15 protein-coding genes and 1 pseudogene are annotated in these 16,712 nt (G+C 75.6%); 9 read left to right on the top strand and 7 right to left on the bottom strand.

Annotated features, from left to right (window positions below):
- The first annotated feature begins 400 nt into the window (after positions 1-400).
- The 3 genes from H7K62_RS09040 to H7K62_RS09050 all read left to right on the top strand — a co-directional run bounded on the left by H7K62_RS09040 (position 401) and on the right by H7K62_RS09050 (position 4,442).
- A complete protein-coding gene (locus tag H7K62_RS09040) occupies positions 401-2,311 on the top strand; it encodes a hypothetical protein (RefSeq protein ID WP_186717632.1) in 1,911 nt (636 codons plus the stop codon).
- A gap of 112 nt (positions 2,312-2,423) precedes the next feature.
- Positions 2,424-3,242, top strand: a complete 819-nt coding sequence (locus tag H7K62_RS09045) for a hypothetical protein (RefSeq protein WP_186717633.1) — start codon at positions 2,424-2,426, stop codon at positions 3,240-3,242.
- A 411-nt stretch (positions 3,243-3,653) separates the two neighbouring features.
- Positions 3,654-4,442 (top strand): MerR family transcriptional regulator, encoded by a 789-nt coding sequence (locus H7K62_RS09050; protein ID WP_222437319.1) that lies wholly within the window; start codon positions 3,654-3,656, stop codon positions 4,440-4,442.
- 16 nt (positions 4,443-4,458) lie between these two features.
- On the opposite strand, the gene H7K62_RS23745 is transcribed toward H7K62_RS09050, so the two are convergent.
- From H7K62_RS23745 to H7K62_RS09065, 3 genes are read right to left on the bottom strand one after another with little or no spacing between them, the layout of a single operon-like run.
- Positions 4,459-5,436: a LamG-like jellyroll fold domain-containing protein gene (locus tag H7K62_RS23745; protein ID WP_186717634.1), complete on the bottom strand. Its 978-nt coding sequence runs from the start codon at positions 5,434-5,436 to the stop codon at positions 4,459-4,461.
- Complete coding sequence (locus H7K62_RS09060; protein WP_186717635.1) at positions 5,433-6,269, bottom strand: S24/S26 family peptidase; 837 nt, start codon at positions 6,267-6,269, stop codon at positions 5,433-5,435. The genes H7K62_RS23745 and H7K62_RS09060 overlap by 4 nt, the downstream gene beginning before the upstream one ends.
- Entirely contained in the window at positions 6,251-6,913 is a 663-nt protein-coding gene (locus tag H7K62_RS09065) for a hypothetical protein (protein WP_186717636.1), read from the bottom strand. The genes H7K62_RS09060 and H7K62_RS09065 overlap by 19 nt, the downstream gene beginning before the upstream one ends.
- Positions 6,914-7,117: 204 nt before the next feature.
- Here H7K62_RS09065 and H7K62_RS09070 point away from each other — a divergent pair, with 204 nt between their 5' ends.
- Complete coding sequence (locus tag H7K62_RS09070; protein ID WP_186717637.1) at positions 7,118-8,035, top strand: DMT family transporter; 918 nt, start codon at positions 7,118-7,120, stop codon at positions 8,033-8,035.
- Between the two features lie 66 nt (positions 8,036-8,101).
- On the opposite strand, the pseudogene H7K62_RS09075 reads toward H7K62_RS09070, so the two are convergent.
- The 4 genes and pseudogenes from H7K62_RS09075 to H7K62_RS09090 form a co-directional block, all read right to left on the bottom strand.
- Positions 8,102-9,370, bottom strand: a pseudogene (locus H7K62_RS09075) (chloride channel protein); the annotation flags it as partial.
- A gap of 146 nt (positions 9,371-9,516) precedes the next feature.
- Positions 9,517-9,972, bottom strand: a complete 456-nt coding sequence (locus tag H7K62_RS09080; protein ID WP_255480005.1) for a MarR family winged helix-turn-helix transcriptional regulator — start codon at positions 9,970-9,972, stop codon at positions 9,517-9,519.
- A gap of 29 nt (positions 9,973-10,001) precedes the next feature.
- Positions 10,002-10,862 (bottom strand): alpha/beta fold hydrolase, encoded by an 861-nt coding sequence (locus H7K62_RS09085; RefSeq protein ID WP_186717639.1) that lies wholly within the window; start codon positions 10,860-10,862, stop codon positions 10,002-10,004.
- 29 nt (positions 10,863-10,891) lie between these two features.
- The gene (locus tag H7K62_RS09090; protein WP_186717640.1) at positions 10,892-11,716 is read right to left on the bottom strand and encodes an IclR family transcriptional regulator domain-containing protein; all 825 of its coding nucleotides are present in this window, start codon (positions 11,714-11,716) and stop codon (positions 10,892-10,894) included.
- A gap of 186 nt (positions 11,717-11,902) precedes the next feature.
- On the opposite strand from H7K62_RS09090, the gene H7K62_RS09095 reads away from it, so the two are divergent.
- The 5 genes from H7K62_RS09095 to H7K62_RS09115 are packed head-to-tail and all read left to right on the top strand — an operon-like array spanning position 11,903 to position 16,709.
- On the top strand, positions 11,903-13,102 hold the full coding sequence (locus H7K62_RS09095) for a CaiB/BaiF CoA transferase family protein (RefSeq protein WP_186717641.1): 1,200 nt from the start codon (positions 11,903-11,905) through the stop codon (positions 13,100-13,102).
- Positions 13,099-13,923: a citryl-CoA lyase gene (locus tag H7K62_RS09100; protein ID WP_186717642.1), complete on the top strand. Its 825-nt coding sequence runs from the start codon at positions 13,099-13,101 to the stop codon at positions 13,921-13,923. Before H7K62_RS09095 ends, H7K62_RS09100 begins: the two co-directional genes overlap by 4 nt.
- Before the next feature lie 54 nt (positions 13,924-13,977).
- Positions 13,978-14,841 (top strand): DODA-type extradiol aromatic ring-opening family dioxygenase, encoded by an 864-nt coding sequence (locus tag H7K62_RS09105; RefSeq protein ID WP_186717643.1) that lies wholly within the window; start codon positions 13,978-13,980, stop codon positions 14,839-14,841.
- Entirely contained in the window at positions 14,838-15,215 is a 378-nt protein-coding gene (locus tag H7K62_RS09110) for a hypothetical protein (RefSeq protein ID WP_186717644.1), read from the top strand. Before H7K62_RS09105 ends, H7K62_RS09110 begins: the two co-directional genes overlap by 4 nt.
- 54 nt (positions 15,216-15,269) lie before the next feature.
- Complete coding sequence (locus tag H7K62_RS09115; RefSeq protein ID WP_186717645.1) at positions 15,270-16,709, top strand: amidohydrolase family protein; 1,440 nt, start codon at positions 15,270-15,272, stop codon at positions 16,707-16,709.
- Positions 16,710-16,712 lie beyond the last annotated feature (3 nt).

A 16,712-nucleotide genomic window follows, 5' to 3' on the forward strand; every position in this document is an offset into this window, starting at 1 on the left:
ACCCCTTGGTGCCCCGGTCGGGCCGCAGAGAGGCGCCTGGGGTCGCTCAGGACCAGGTCAGAGGCTGTTCCTGACTTGCCCACCCGAACACCTGTACGGTAAGATCACCGGCATGAGCCAGGTGGACGGGCGCCCCGAGCAGACGCCCCCACCTGCCCATGTCGCTGGTGCTGCCGATGCCACCGACGCCACTGGGGTTCCACTGCCGCTGCCCAGGCGCCGCCGCCGGCGCCGCGTCACCGGGGTGATGACCCGGCCACCGCTGCGCGGACCGCGCCCGGAGCGCCACCGACCCGCTCGCGACGCCGTGGAAGCCGCCGGTCGCCTACCCGGCCCTGCGCAGCTGAGTGAGACCGAACTGCGCTGCGCCTACGACCACCTCGATGAGCACCTGCGCCCCGTGCCTGGTCCCGACGATGCCACCGACGCCGTCGTGTTCGCCTTCTGCTGCTGGCTGGCCGGCCAGGACGAGGCCGGTCGGGCGCTGGTCGCGGCGGTGCGCGCCGAGCGCGAGGACGTGGCCACCGCCGCGCGGGTGCTGACCCGGATGCGCACCAAGGAAGCCCTCATCGGCTCGATCCAGGCCGAGCGGATCGAAGACCTCGCCGCGTTGGCGCCGCTGTACCGCCGCGCCCGCCGCGGTCCCGCCCTCCTCGACGACGGTGGCGGTGGCGTGGGTGCGGCGTTCGCCGCCCAAGCGCAGGCGGTGGCTGCGGAGGGGTTGGAGGACCTGGTCGCTGAGCTGGCTCCGGCGCTGGGGTGGACGGAGTACACCGCCCGCGCGCAGGTGCTGCTGGCCGCGCGGGTGGTGGCGGTGATGCCGCACGCGTTGGACCGTCTGGCTGCGGGGCAGCTGAGCATGGCGGGGCTGACCGCGACCGCCAACCGCCTCGCCGAGGTGGACCCGGTGGCGGCGGCGACGATCGACGAGCACCTGTTCGGCCCCGAGGCGGTCGGGGTGGAGCTGACCCTGGCGAGCCTGCGCGAGGAGGTCGACCACCAGGTGCACCTGCACGACCCTGCGGCGGCGACCGAGCGGGCTGCGCGCAAGACCAGCGCACGGCGGGTGTGCTACACCGCGCTGGGCGACGGGCAGGCCAAGCTGAGCCTGATCGGACCGGTCACCGCGGTGGCCGCGGTAGCACTGAAGGTGCGAGCGGCGGCCAGGGCGAACCTGGCCGCCGCCCGCGACGCCGCCCGCCGGGGTGAGCCCGCCCCCGGGGGTGGGGACCCCTACGCCGATGACGCCGACCAGCCTGATGAGCGGCCCCTGGGCGCGCACGCCTTCGACGCCGCCGTCACCGCGCTGAGCGCGGTGCGCCCGAGCGCGTTGGACGCCTCCAGCGCGGGGTGGGCCGCGGGCACGAGCGTGGAGATCCGCATCTCCTTGCCCGCGCTGGTCGGGGTGGACGAGGATCCGGGGTACGTCGAGGGGTACGGGTGGGTGCCGCCGTGGCTGGTCCGGGCGGGCCTGCGCTGGGGTGGGTGCCGGTTGCGGCGGGTGCTGACCGATCCCTTCACCGGTGACCTCATCGCCGTGGACGGGCACACCTACCCCGCCTCCTGGCTGACCGACCCCGGCCCCGACACCCCCGGCCCCGACGGTCCGGGTGGTCCGGGTGGCGACGGCGGACCACCACCGCAGCAGCCACCGCAGCAGCCACCGCAGCAGCCACCGCCGGCTCCGACAACCGGTGGGAGGCGGGCCGGGTTCTTCAAGGGCCGACCGATCCAGCAGCTGCCACCACCAGATCTCGACACCCATCCCGACGTCGGTGGTGCTGGTGAGCCTGCCGATCCCTGCACGGCGGGGACCTGTGAGCCGGTCGACCCCGCCACCTGCCCCCTGGGAGCCATCGGCGGCGGCCCTCACGACCCACCCGAGGCGCTGCGCCGCCACCTCAGCGCGCTGTGGGGCACCTCCACCGGTCCCGGGGACCTCCTGCCCGCCCACCAGGCGGACCTGGACCACGTCACTCCCTGGGGGCAGCTGCCCGGCCAGGGCGGTCCGACGTGCGCGTGCAACCTGGACCCCAAGTCCCGCCGCTGGCACCGGCGCAAGCACGCCGGGGATGCCCGCACCGCCGCCGGCGTGGCGTGGAGCGCGCGCTGGCAGCACTGGCGGTGCACCGCCGGGCACGCCCACTGGCGCTCCCCCCTCGGCCTGGACCACGTCACCCGCCCCCGGCCGTACACCGACCCGATCCCGCGCTACCGCGCGTGGGCACCACCACCGCGGGTGCCGGCGACCGGTCCGGTGCGCAGGCCGGTCGACCCCACCCGCGGCTTCCCCGCCGAGCCGCCGTTCTAGCGAGCGGCTTCAAAGGGCGCGTCTGCTCCTGCGCTGCAACGAGGACGACGACGGCGGCGTCGTGCACGCGGAGGCCCCGATGACGGGGCGCGTCTGACAGGAGGCCAGCGCGGTGGGTGGTCGACGGCTGGTGGGCCGCGCAGCGGCGGCGCGGGCGCTGGCGGCGCTCGTCGTCGTCCTGGTCGTCGCGGGGGTGGGCGCGGGGCCGGCCAGCGCAGCCGGCCGTCCGCCGGCCGGTGTGACGGCGGTGGGGACGGTCCCACCGCAGGTGCAGGCCGCCTACGACGGGGAGCTCCTGCGCCAGCTCGTCGTGGCCGCCGGAGGTGGGAGCGGGCAGGTGCGCGCGGGCACGGTCCACCAGCTCTTCACGTTCACGCAGGAGTTCGTGGAGGGGCGCAGCACCGGTGACCCGGTGCGCGCGGAGCAAGCGTGGGTCGCGGGGTACGAGGTCGACGGCGAGCCCGCGGGGTGGCAGCAGACGTACCTCGACGACAGTGGTGCCGTCCGCTCGTCGGGGACCAACCCCGACCCGCTCGGAGCCCGGGCGTTCCTCGACACCACGGCGGTGGCGCTGGTGCAGGTGCCGTCGGAGGGGGAGTTCTTCACGCTGGTCGACGGCGTGGTGACCCCGCTGCGGACCCAGTCGTGGGACACCGCGCTCGGCCCGCGCAGCCTGGCGCAGGTGCAGGCGGACTTCGCCGTCTCCCGTGCCGAGACCGCTGCGGCGTACGCCTGCTGCACCCCGGCGGACGCCTGCGCCGGTGGGTCGAGCAGCGGCGGGACCGCAGGCGGTGGCGGCGGGGCCTCCTGCGGTCCGGGCCTGCCGAGCCCGGGGGTGCTCGCCCTCGCGGCGGCAGCGGTCCTGCTCGCCGCCGGCACCGGGTGGACCGCGCTGAGCCGCCGTCGTTGCGCCCCCGGGGGGCGCAGCTGACAGCGGCTCGGCGCACTCGGCCGCGCCCGGGACCTCAGCGGCTGCCGTCCAGCGCGGCAGGGGCCAGCGGAGCGGTCACCCACCGGGAGGTGCCCAGCACACCCGCACCCACGACCACCACCAGCGCCGCCCACGCCACGGTCGATCGCACGGCGCTCCAGCCGTTCCCCACACCGCCGGGACCGGGGTCATGTCCGCAGTCTGGCGCGCAGCGACCACCAGCGGTGCGCTGCCGCACCGGTGCACACCGCTGCACACCGCGCCAGCGGCCGCTGCAGCAGCCGCGCTCGCCGGCTCACCAGACCTGCACCACGGCGGTCACCGCCAGGTGCCGCTCGAGCAGCCCGTCTCCAGGACGAGCGGTGGGCGGGGCTTGACCCTCACGTGACGTCAGGGCCCACGGTGGTCCTCGTGACCGCACCGCACCTCACCGTGGGCCGCGTGGCCGAGCTGACCGGCGTCAGCGTCCGCACGCTGCACCACTACGACGCCGTCGGGCTGGTGCGCCCCTCGGGGCGCACCCCCGCGGGCTACCGCCTGTACTCCGCCGACGACGTCGAGCGGCTGCAGGCGGTGGTCGTGTACCGCCGCCTCGGGTTCTCCCTGGAGGAGGTCGGTGCGCTGCTGGCGGCCGACGGCGAGGAGCTCGTCGACCACCTGCGGCGCCAGCGCGACGCGGTCACGGCCCGGCTGCGGGAGGACGCAGACCTCCTCGCGGCGATCGAGAGAGCACTGGAGGCGAGGATGACCGGGATCCAGCTGACCCCCGCCGAGCAGCGCGAGCTGTTCGGCGACTCGTTCAGCGAGGACTACGCCGTCGAGGCGCACGAGCGCTGGGGGCGGACCGAGCAGTGGGCGCAGTCGCAGCAGCGCACCGCGGCGTACACGAAGGCGGACTGGGAGCAGGTGAAGGCCGAGGGCGACGCCCTCAACGCCGCCTTCGCCGAGCTGCTGGCCGCGGGGGAGCCCGCCGACGGCGACGCCGCCACCGCCGTGGCCGAGCGGCACCGCCTGCACGTGTGCGAGCGCTTCTACGACATGGACCACGCGATGCACCGGTCGGTGAGCCAGCTCTACGTGGACGACCCGCGCTTCACCGCCACCTACGAGGCGGTCGCCCCCGGGCTGGCCCAGTACGTCCGCGACGCCGCCCACGCCAACGCCGCCCGGCACGGCGTCACCGGGGGGTGCGCCGGGTGATCGGCCGGCCGGCCGATCAGGCGGGGCAGCCGGCGACCCCCGGGGCAGCACCCGTGCTGGCCAGCGCCTGGGCGGAGCGGCCCGCCCGGCACTGCTCCAGGACCTCCTGCGCTGACAGCTCGCCCTGGTAGGCGCTGAACCACGCGAGGTCGCCGACGAGCTGTCCGGGCCCGGCTCCGGCGGACGCCCAGGACGACAGGTCGTCCTGGGCCACCCGCAGGACGGCCCGGGTGTAGGCGCTCCCCCTGGACCCCGCCGGGTCGTCCGCGCGCAGCTGGCCGTCCAGGTAGAGCCGCAGGCCGGCGGGGGACTGCACCAGCGCGACGTGGTGCCAGCGGCCGTCCGCCCAGTCCACCCCGACCGCGGTGCGCAGGACGACGCGGGCGGAGCCCGACGGCGCCACCCCGGCGACCACCCGCCCGCTGCCGTCGAGGAAGACGACCCTGTCGCGCACCACCGGGGCCCCGGCGGCCGGGGCGGCGTCTCGCACCTCGACGAGCAGTCCCTGGCGGGTCGTGGTGCGGAACCACAGCTGGACGCTGAGGACGGCGTCGGCGGCGATGCTGGTCGCGTACTGCATCTGGGCACCCCCCGAGCCGGTCCCGAGGGCCACGGCGCGCCCGGTCCCGCCGGTGGTCTGGGCGTCTCTGGGGCACGGTCCGTCGGTGGTGGACCCCCTGGTGGTGCCGGTGTCCCAGACCCCACCGGCGTAGGCCGCCGCGCCGCCGGCACCACGACCGCTCAGCGCGGCCGTGCTGCCGTCCTGCAGGGACCACAGCAGGGGGGCGCGGTGCTGCGCCCGCGCGTCGACGGCGGCGTCCTGGCAGCGGAACCACGTGCTCGAGGTCGCCGTCGTCGTCGTCGCGGGGGAGGCCGTCGCCGCGGTGAAGGCCGAGCTCGCCCCCGGCGCCGAGACGGCGAGGAGCACGGCGAGGAGCACGGTGAGGAGGATCGCCACGGCGGTGGGTGCGCGCCCGCGCCCGGTGCTGCTCACGGCCGCAGCGCCGCGGCGACGGAGGGACTCGCGCGCAGCTGCAGGACAGCGCCCTCCCAGCGCCGCGGCACGCGGAGGGACGCCACCTGGCCGTAGCGCAGGTCGACCTGGCCGACGACGGCCTGCTGGCCGCCCACGACCGCCGTGGCGGTGACGTGCTGCGGCAGCAGCCCGGTGGAGACCACCCGCACGTCGTGACCGGCTGGGCCGAGGACCACCGCCGACCCGCCCCAGGGGTGCACCAGCACCGTGGTGACCAGGAACGCGACCGAGCAGGCGGCCAGGCGCGCCGGTCCGCGCCAGCTGGCGGGCAGGCCCCTCGCGGCTGCTCCCGCCGCGAGCGCCGCGAGCAGCAGCGGCAGGGCGCGCAGGGCGAACCCGGCGGCGGGCAGGACCACGGCCACCCGCCCCACCAGCGCGGCCCGCTCCAGCGGCCAGGGGTCCTCGGCGGTGTTCAGGTCCCCCCGGGTGCGCCACTGCCCGTCCGCCCCGCGCGCGACGCGGTGCACGTGGACGGCTGCGCCGTCCTGCGGCGGCACGAACGCGACGAGGTCCCCCGGCACCAGGCCGCCGAGCGGGGCCGGCGTCGTGACCACCAGGGACCCGACGGGGGCCGCTGACCCCATCGAGGGTGACTCGATGACCCACAGCCGGGCTCCGGAGCCCACCACCGCGGCGACGGCCAGCGCGGTGAGCAGCAGGCACACCGTCACGGCCACCGGGGTGCGCCGCCCGCGGGAGAGCGCCCCGGGGACCGGTCGGGCGTGCCGGGCGTGTCGGGGCGGGGCGCTGCGCCGCTGGGGCCCGGACCCGGTCAGGAGGAGAACGTCCACGTCAGGGGTTGTGAGGCGGTCAGTCCCTGGACGGTGTTGTCAGCACCGGTGGAGGGGAAGGTCACGCTCACCACGACCGTCAGCGACGCTCCGGGTGCCACCGGCACGGGGGCGAGCGCCGTGGTCCCGGACAGGCCCGAGAGCGCACCGGTGTACACGGTCGCCCCGCCTGGACCGGTGGTGGCGATGTCCACGCGCAGTGCGGAGCACAGGTCACCCGAGCCGGAGGCGGTGGCGCCGCTGGCGCGAGCGCTCGTGCAGGGCGCGGCGGTGAGGGTCGCCGCGGTCGCCGCGACGCTCCCCCGGTTGGTCAGGGTGACGGTCTTGGTGCTCGACCCGCCCGGGACGAGCAGGCCGCCGCCGTACTTGTTGATGGTCGAGCAGGTGGAGGACCCGGAGTCGGTGGTGGTCCCCGCCCCGGTGCTGGCGCAGGAGGTGCCGTCGGAGGACTCCACCAGGACCAGGGTCCCCGTCGTGGCCGAGTTGGGGTCGTTCCGCACAGCGACGGTGAAGGCGGAGACGGCGCTGCCGGCCGTCAGGGTCGCGGCGGTGACGGTCAGCACGGCCGCGGACGCCCACGCGAGCACCGTGCCGCGGCGGCTGGAGCGCCGGTCGTCCGGGGTGTTGCGGCGGTGGTTCGGCACACCCCTCGATCGGCCCGTGTCCCGGCGCGGCTGAGCGGTTGGTCGTCCACGACATGTCTGCTCTTCGAGGGCGCCCTCAGCTGCGCCGGCGGACGCGGGGTCCTCGCCACCGCGCCGTCGAGTTCCTGCCGACTCCCGCGCGGGAGGGGCTCGACGGCGCGGAGCGGAGTGCCCGGGCGCGCAGGATGGCGCTGTGATGAGCACGTGAACCGCCGCTCCGCCCTGCTCTTCGCCGGCCTCGGCATCGCCTGGGGCGTGCCGTACCTCTTCATCGCCATCGCCGTCACCGAGCTGGAGCCGTCGGTGCTGGTGCTGGCCCGCACGGCGCTCGGCGCGCTGCTCCTGCTGCCCCTGGCGCTGCTGCGCGGCGAGGTCGGCCCGGCGCTGCGCCACTGGCCGGCGCTGCTCGTCTACACGGTCGCCGAGGTGCTCGTGCCCTGGCTGCTGCTGGCCCGCGCCGAGAGGTCGCTGCCCAGCTCCACCACGGCGCTGCTCATCGCCGCGGTCCCTCTGGTCGGGCTGGCGGTGGCCGCCCTGGCCCGCCGCGCCCGGCTCGACGACTCCCCGCGCCGCCCCCTCGGGGGCCGCGGCGTGCTGGGCCTGGCCGTCGGCAGCCTCGGGGTCGCCGCGCTCGTGGGCGTCTCCCTGACCGGCGCCGACCCGGTGGCGGTGCTGGAGATGGCGGTGGTGGTGGTCTGCTACGCCGTCGGCGCGTGGGTGCTCGGCGCGCGCCTGCGCGACGTCCCCAGCGCCGGCGTCATGGCGTGCTCGCTGGCGGTCTCCGCGCTGGTGTACCTGCCGGTGGTGCTGCTCGGGCCCGGCCTGCCGGCGCAGCTGCCGTCGGGGCCGGTGGTCCTCGCCGTCGTCGTCCTCGGGGTGGTGTGCACGGCGGGGGCGTTCCTGCTGTTCGGGGCCCTGGTGGCGGCCGTCGGCGCGGTCCGCACCACCACGGTGGTGTACGTGAACCCGCTCGTCGCGGTGGTCGCCGGAGCCCTCGTGCTGGGAGAGCGTCTCACCGCGTGGACCGCCGTGGGGGCCGTGCTCGTGCTGGCCGGGTCGGTGCTGGCGACGGCGCCGCCGCGCCGCCGGGCCGCGGCGGACCCGGCCGTCGCCGCGACCTGAGCCTCAGACGCCGGCTGGCTCCTCCAGCCGCACGGGGGTGACCGGGGCGGCCCCGGCGCGCTCCTCGCGGCGCGTGAGCTTCAGCGTGTAGACGGTGCCGTGGGAGAGCATCCGCGAGACCGCGGTGGCCGGCACCACGGCCAGCGCCAGCGGCAGCAGGAGCGCGGGCGCCGCGGTGAGCTCGAAGAGCATCACCGCGCCGGTGATGGGGGCCCGGGTGGAGCCGGCGAAGGTCGCGGCCATGCCCACCACGGCGAACAGCGCGGTGTGCCCGGCCAGGGACGGGTCGAGCCAGGCGGCCGCGTCGCCGAACGCCGCACCCGCCATCGCCCCGACGAACAGCGACGGGGCGAACACCCCGCCCGACCCGCCGATGCCGAGCGTCAGGGACGTGGCGAGCACCTTGGCCAGGAGCAGCACCAGCAGGGCGCCCAACGCGATGCCCCCGTAGACCGACCTCTCGAGCACGGGGTAGCCCACGCCGTACATCTGCGGCACGGCCAGCAGCAGCAGGCCCAGGGCGAGCCCGCCGACCGCGGGGCGCGCCCACTCCGGGCCGCGGGTCCTGCCCCACAGGGCGTCGCACGCGTCCTCGACGAGGTAGACCACCCGTGCGAAGCCGATGCCGACGGCGCCGGCGAACACGCCGAGCAGCAGCACGAGCAGGTAGTCCTCGGGGCGGATGGCGCCCAGGTGCGGCAGGGCGATGAACGGGGCGTCGCCGAAGGCGGCGCGGCCGATGAGCGCGGCGATGACCGAGGAGATCGTCACCGCGCCGAAGGAGACGGGGGAGAAGTCCTGCAGGAGCAGCTCGAGGGAGAAGAAGATGCCTCCGAGGGGGGCGTTGAAGGTGGCCGCGACGCCGCCCGCGGCGCCGCAGGCGACCAGCGTGGACAGCCGCGAGCCCGGCAGCCGCATCCGCTGCCCGAGCGCGGAGCCCAGGGCGGAGCCGATCTGGATGATCGGCCCCTCGCGGCCCACCGACCCGCCCGAGCCGATGCAGATGGCGCTGGCCAGGGCCTTGACCGCCGCCACGCTGCCGCGGATGCGGCCCCCGTTCGAGCTGATGGCGCGCATGACCTCCGGGACGCCGTGGCCGCGGGCCTCGGGGGCGAAGCGCTGCACGAGCGGCCCGTAGAGCAGGCCGCCGATGGCGGGCGCGAGGACGACGAAGCCCGCTCCGAGCCACGGGACCCACGGGTGGGCGGGGTGGCCGACGACGGCCGAGTAGTCCTCGTGGCCGCTGAACACCCACGTGGCCGCGTGGATGAGCCAGCGGAAGACGACGGCGGCCAGCCCCGCGCCCACGCCGATGAGCACGGCGGGCAGGGCCAGGCGCAGCACCTGACCGTCGAAGCCGGCCCCGAGGCCGAACCGACGAGAGGGGGTGGGGGACGACGACGGAGCCGAGGGCGATGCTTGCACGAGTGCAAATGTACGCCTTCGGCAATCAGGTGGTCCAGGGGGCTCCCCGACAGCTCTCAGCCGCCGTAGGGCGACAGCTCCTCCGGCAGCGGTTCGTCAGCGGCGCGGCGGAACGCGGCCGCCCCGCGAGCCAGGAGCGCGCGGTCCCGGGGTGCCATGCGCGCCACCACCCGGGCGAGCTCGGCCCGTCGCCGGTCGGTGACCTCGCGCACCAGGCGCTGACCGGCCTCGGTGGCCGTCACCAGCACCTCCCGCCGGTCCGAGGCTCCGGCGCGCCGCTCCAGCCACCCGCCGGCGACGAGCCGGTCCACCGAGCGCGTCAGCGTCGACCCGCCCACCGCGAGCCGCTCGGCCAGGTCGCTGGAGCGCACCGGGCCCAGCTCGCTGGCCAGCACGAGCAGCCGGAACTGGGGGACCGTGACCTCCTCGAGCGCCGGGGCCAGCGAGCGCGCCACCACACCGAGCAGCGCGCGCGAGGCGGCCACGAGGTCCTCCACGCCGTCGTCGTCCATCACGGAGCCATCATCGGCGTGCCCCTCCGTCAGGCGAGCAGCGCCCGCAGCTGACGGGCGAAGCGCTCGGGGTCTCCGCCCATCCACGGCACCCAGTCGACGTGGCCGCCGGTCACCATCGCCGCCTCCCGGTCGAGCAGGGCCGCCACCCCCTCGGCGCCGCGGCGGGCCAGCTGCCGCCCCGACTCGCGCCCCGCGGCCAGCACGACGCGCGCGCCGGCGGCCTCGGCGGCCCGCAGGCCCTCGACGTCGACGTCGTACCCGCAGACCGTGAGCAGCCCCTTGTCGAGCATGCGCGTCATCGCCACCACGTGCTGGTCGGTGGGGTCCGCCGGCGGGTGGGGGTCGGTGGCGTGGTCGCTGCCCTCGGGGGCCTCGAAGCCGGCGAGCGCCATGAACGCCCCCATGGCGGGCCAGACGCCCTGGGCGTGCAGGGTGGTGACGACCCGCTCGGCGTCCGCCCGGCGCTCCGCGCCGTCGGGCAGCGCGCCGAACAGCGGCGGCTCGTGGGCCACGAGCATGCGCAGCCGGTCCGGGTGGCGCGCCGCGAACGCCAGGCCGGTCACCGCGCCGCCGCTGGAGCCGAACACGTCCGCGCGGGCGTCCGGACCTGCCACGGCGTCCAGCAGCGCTGCGACGTCGTCGGCGAGGCGGTCGGGGTCGGCGTCGTCGTCGGGGTCGTCCAGGGGGCTCGCGCCGAAGCCGCGCGGGTCGTGCAGGAGCACCCGGTGGTCGGTGGCGAGGTGCGCGCCGAGGTCGCGGAAGTCGTCAGCGCCCGCGGGGTGGCCGACGAGGACGACGACGGGTGCGCCGTCCGGGCCGGCCAGCTCGTGGTGCAGGTGCGCGCCGGGCACGTCGAGGGTGCCGCTGGTCCAGGTGGTGCCGCTCATGCCGTGCTGACCCTCCTCGCTCGCGGGACTCATCGCCGGGCGCTCGGGACGCGCAGCTCGGAGGGCACCGCCTGCAGCCGCGCCAGGTCGGCGCTGATGGCGGCGGCCGTCTCCAGCAGCAGCGGGAGGTGGTGCTCCACGAGCGTCTCCATGGACGTCTCCAGCGCGTGCGCGTTGACGTTGACAGCCGCCACCACGCGACCCGCGGCGCCGCGCACGGGGGCGGCGACCGAGCGGACCGCGGGCGCGAGCTGCTGGTCGGTGGTGGCCCACCCGCGGTCGCGCACGAGCGCCAGCTCCTCCTCGAGGGCGGCGGTGTCCACGGGGGCGGCGGTGGTGACGCCGGAGCGGGACGGCGCGGCGAGCACCCGGCGCAGCTCGTCGGTCGGCAGGTCGGCGAGCAGCACCTTGCCCAGTGACGTGACGGCGGCCGGGAAGCGCGTCCCGACGTCGGCGCGCAGCGTCACCAGCTTGGGGACGGCCACCCGGGCCACGTACACGACGTCCGACCCGTCCAGCTGCGCCACCGAGCACGACTCCCCGGTGGCGTCGACCAGCTGGCGCAGGTGGTGCTGCGCCGCGTCCCACACGCCGCTCGCCGTGACGTACGCCAGCCCCAGGTCGAGCACGCGCGGCGTCAGGGAGAACGCGCCGGCCTCGGCGCGCACGTACCCGAGGTCGGCGAGGGTGAGCAGGATGCGGTGGGCCGTGGGGCGGGCCAGGCCGGCGCGCTCGGCCACCTCGCTCAGCGCCAGCGAGGGCGCGCCGGTGCCCAGGGCCCGGATGACGTCGAGGCCGCGGGCGACCGCCTCGACGAAGTCGGGGCTGGTCCGGTGCCGTCCGGTCTCGCGCACGCCGCCGTGCCTCCTCGTCGTCCGGTGCCGTCGTCCTGGGGTCGTCGCAGCAGCATGGCACCTCGCCGCGCCCCGGCTGGAGGGTGCGGTGGAGCGGCCCGTTGACCGGGCGGCGCTGCGGGTGCAGCATGGGTCTGTCCGCACAGCGGACACTCGTCCGCTGATGCTCGAGTGCTCGGAGGGTCGATGACGACCGACGCCACGACCGCCCGCGGTGCCCTGGAGGGCCTGCTGGTCGCCGACTTCTCCCGCGTGCTGGCCGGGCCCTACGCCACCCAGCTCATGGGCGACCTGGGCGCCACCGTGGTCAAGGTCGAGGCCCCCGCGGGGGACGAGACCCGCGGCTGGGCGCCGCCCGAGCGCGACGGCGTGTCCACGTACTACCTGGGCATCAACCGCAACAAGGCCGACGTCGTCCTGGACTTCCGGGACGACGGCGACCGCGCGCTGGCCCAGGAGCTGGCCCGGCGCGCCGACGTCGTCATCGAGAACTTCAAGCCCGGCGGCCTGGCCAAGTTCGGCCTCGACTACGCGAGCACCGCGGCCACCAACCCCGGTGTCGTCTACGCCTCCATCAGCGGCTTCGGCAGCGCCGGCGGGGCCGCTCTGCCCGGGTACGACCTCATCGTCCAGGCCGCCTCGGGTCTCATGAGCCTGACCGGAGACCCCGACGGGCAGGCGTACCGGTCGGGGGTGTCCGTCTTCGACATCATGACCGGGATGCAGGCCACCATCGGCGTGCTCGCGGCGCTGCGGCACCGGGAGGCGACCGGGCAGGGCCAGCACGTGGAGGTGAACCTGCTCTCCACGGCGCTGTCGGCGATGGCCAACCACTCCTCGACGTTCATCGCGGCCGGTCAGGTGCCGTTCCGGATGGGCAACGCCCACCCCTCGCTGTTCCCCTACGAGCCGCTGGCCACCGCCGACGGCGAGCTGGTGGTGGTGGCCGCGAACAACGCCCAGTTCGCCAAGCTCGCCGCCGCGCTGGGCGTGCCGGAGCTGGTGGCGGACCCCCGCTTCGCGGCCACCGAGGACCGCAACCGGAACCGCGAGCAGCTGCGCCCCCTGCTGCTGCAGGCCCTCGCCCAGCGCACCAGCCAGGAGTGGTTCGAGGTGCTCACCGCCGCGGGGGTGGCGTGCGGGCCCATCAACACCATCGACGGCGGGGTCGCGCTGGCCGAGCAGCTGGGCCTGGACCCGGTGGTGCACGTCGGCGAGGGAGACGCCGCGGTGCCGGTGGTCCGCAACCCGATCCGGCTGTCGCGGACCCCGGCCACCTACCGCACCCCGCCCCCCGCCCTCGGCGCCGACGACGACGCCGTGCGCGCGTGGCTGGCCGGACCGGCCGAGGCCCCGCTCGGCGAGCGACCGGGGGAGGGCCGGTGAGCGAGCGGCCGGTGTACGAGACCGCGCTGGGCGCCTCCAGCCGGGAGACCATCACGCTGCTCGGCCACGACCTCGCGCGCGACGTCATGGGGACCGTCGGCTTCGGGGAGCTGGCCTACTGGCTGGCCACGCAGCGCCGCCCCACCCCGGGGCAGACCCGGCTCTTCGAGGCGGTGCTGGCGGCCCTGGCCGACCACGGCTTCACGCCCACGGCCATCGTCACGCGGCTGACGTACCTGTCCGCACCGGACTCGGTGCAGGGCGCGCTGGCCGCCGGCCTGCTGGGCGGTGGCTCGCGCTTCCTCGGGGTCACCGAGGACTGCGGCCGGTTCCTGCGCGCCGCCCTGGTCCGGGCGGCCGCGGACGGCCCGCTGCCCGCGAGCGGCGACGACGCCGGCTGGGACGCCCTCGCCCGCGAGGCGCTGACCGCGGAGCACGGGGCCGGGCGGCGCATCCCCGGGCTCGGCCACCACGTCCACAAGGACGGCGACCCCCGCACCCCGCGGCTGCAGCAGGTCGCCGCCGAGGAGGGGCTGGTCGGACCGCACCTGGCGCTGTTCACCGCGATCGGCCGGGTGGCTCCGGAGGTGCTCGGCAAGACGCTTCCGCTCAACGGGGCCGGCACCTGCGGGGCGGTGCTGGCAGACCTGGGCCTGCCGCTGGAGCTGCTGCGCGGCTTCGCGCTGCTGGCCCGCACCGCCGGCCTGATCGGGCAGCTCGCGGAGGAGCTGCGCCACCCGGTGGGCAACGACGTGTTCCTCGCCGTCGACCTCAACAACCGCTCGGTGCCGCCCGACCCGCTGCCCGAGCAGCAGCTGTAGCCCGCCCCACGCACGCGCCCGCCCACGACGACGTCGGTCAAGGAAGGAGACGACATGGCCCGGCTCTCGGCCGTGCTCGCGACCACGCACCACCCGTTCTTCCACAAGATCACCGAGCTGACCCCGCCGGAGGAGCAGCCGCCGTTCGCCGCGGAGTGGAAGCGCAAGGTCCTCGCCTACCGCGAGACCCTCACCGCCGCGCAGCCCGACGTCCTGGTGATGGTCGGCTCGGACCACTTCCACCAGTTCTTCGCCGACAACTACCCGACGTTCCTCATCGGCAAGCAGGCCCGCTACGACGCGACCTTCTACAACGAGGTCCGCGAGTTCTCGATGCCGACCTACGAGCTGGAGGGCCACGAGGAGCTGTCGGGCTTCATGTTCCAGGGGCTGCTGGACCGCGGGTTCGACTTCTCCATCAGCCACGAGCTGAAGATCGACCACTCGATCATCTGCCCCATCATCACCACCCGGCCGCAGGCCGACCTGCCGGTGGTGCCGGTCTACACCAACATCTTCGCCCCGCCGCTGCCGAGCGCGAAGCGCTTCTACGACCTGGGGCGGGCGATCCGCTCGATCATCGACGAGTGGCCGAGCGACCTCACGGTGGCCGCGGTGGGCTCCGGGCACCTGTCGCTGGAGCTGGGTGGGCCGCGCATGTTCGGCGAGCACGGCCCGGACCCGGAGTGGGACCTGCAGGCCATCCGCTGGCTGGCCGAGGGCGACGTCGACGCGATCCTCGAGGACGTCACGTGGGAGTCGATGACGGCGGCCGGCAACGCCACCCCCGGCTACCTCGACCTGGTGCTCATGCTCGGGATCGCGGGGCCGACCAGAGCCGCCTACGTCGACGACCTCGACCTGTTCCACACCCGCGAGATGTACATGACCTGGTACCCCGGAGGTGACCCGCGGTGAGCAAGTACGCCGTGAACAAGTTCCTGTACCAGGTCGACGGCGACCCTGCGCTGCTGGCGGAGTACAAGGCCGACCCGGCGGCGCTCGTCGCCCGGTGGGAGACCGAGATCGGCCCCTGGCTGGGCACCGGGGCGCGCACGGTGGAGCGCACCTCGTGGATCTCGCTCACCGACGCCGAGCGGCGCGCGCTCGTCGAGCACGACTACGTGGCCCTCTTCGAGATGGGGGCCCACTTCTTCCTCATGCTGACGATCTTCATCGCCCTCTACGACGAGGAGTACGCCGCCCGCTCCGGTCCGCTGAGCTTCCAGCGCGAGTACGCCGCCAAGCTCTCCGCCTGGACCGGCAGGGAGCACCCCAGCGTCGCCCTCTGACGCACCAGCCACGCCCCGACCCCACCCCCAGCACCGCCGGCGAAGGAGCCGTCCATGAGCGCCACCGTTGTCCGCCACGCCCTCGTCCTCACCATGGACGACGCCCACACCGTGCTCCGGGACGCCGACGTGCTCGTCGTCGACGACCGCATCGCCGAGGTCGGCGGGCCCGGCCAGCGCCTGTCGGTGCCCGAGGGCACCGAGGAGCTCGACGGCAGCGGCGGCATCCTCATGCCGGGCATGATCGACACCCACCGCCACCTGTGGCAGACGGCCATGCGCGCCTACGGCGCCGACTGGACGCTCACGCAGTACTTCGTCTGGTACTACCTCGAGCACGGCGTGGCCTTCCGCCCCGAGGACGTCGCCACCGGCAACGCCCTGTCGGCCCTCGACGCCCTGGACGCGGGGGTCACCACCACCGTCGACTGGTCGCACGGGCTGCGCACCACCGACCACGCCGAAGCGGCCATCGGCGCGCTGGCGGCGTCACCGGGCCGGTTCGTCTTCGCCCCCGGCAACATCTTCGGCGCCCCGTGGGAGTGGGCGAACAGCGCGGACTTCCGCGCCTTCATGGCCCGCCACCGCGAGGCGCACCCCCGGATCGGGTTCCAGCTGGCGTTCGACGTCACGGGTGACCCGGCGTTCCCCGAGAAGGCCGCCTACGAGGCCGCGCGCGAGATGGACCTGTCCGTCACCACGCACGCCGGGGTGTGGGGCGCCACCAACGACGACGGCATCCGGCTCGCCCACGAGCACGGCCTCCTGCGCCCCGGCGACGTGTACGTGCACGCCGCGACGCTCTCGGACGACTCCTACCAGCGCATCGCCGCCACCGGCGGCACCATCTCGCTGTCCACGGAGAGCGAGCAGAGCTGCGGCCAGGGCTACCCGCCCGCCATGAAGGTGCGCGAGCACGGCATCGGGGCCTCGCTGTCGGTGGACACCAGCGTGTGGTTCTCCTCCGACCTGTTCGCCGCGATGCGCTCCACGCTCGGCGCCGACCGCTCCTGGGAGCACACCAGGGCCCACGAGACCGGCGCCACGGTGACCCACTCGCACCTGCGCGCCGAGCAGGTGGTCGAGTGGGCCACCCGCGGCGGCGCGCGGGCGCTGGGCCTGGACGGCGTGGTCGGCCAGGTGAAGGCCGGCCTCAAGGCGGACCTGGTGCTGCTCAAGAACGACCACTCGCCGTCGATGTTCCCGGTCCTCAACCCCTACGGCCACGTCGTCTTCCAGGTGGGCCGCGGTGACGTGCACACGGTGCTCGTCGACGGCGCGGTGGTGAAGCGCGACGGCCGCCTGGTCGGCGCCGACCTCGCCGGCCTGCGGGCGGCGGCCGAGGGCACGGTCGAGCACCTGCGCTCCTCCCTCGGCGAGGAGGTCTGGCAGGCGGGCATGAACCCCGAGGTGCCGCAGACCGAGATCCTCGACAACCCCTACCAGTACACGGAGTACCGCAGCGCGGCCACGCACTCCGCCGCCGGGGCCTGACAC

It is taken from the genome of Quadrisphaera sp. RL12-1S (assembly GCF_014270065.1).
In the GTDB taxonomy this organism is placed as follows: domain Bacteria; phylum Actinomycetota; class Actinomycetes; order Actinomycetales; family Quadrisphaeraceae; genus Quadrisphaera.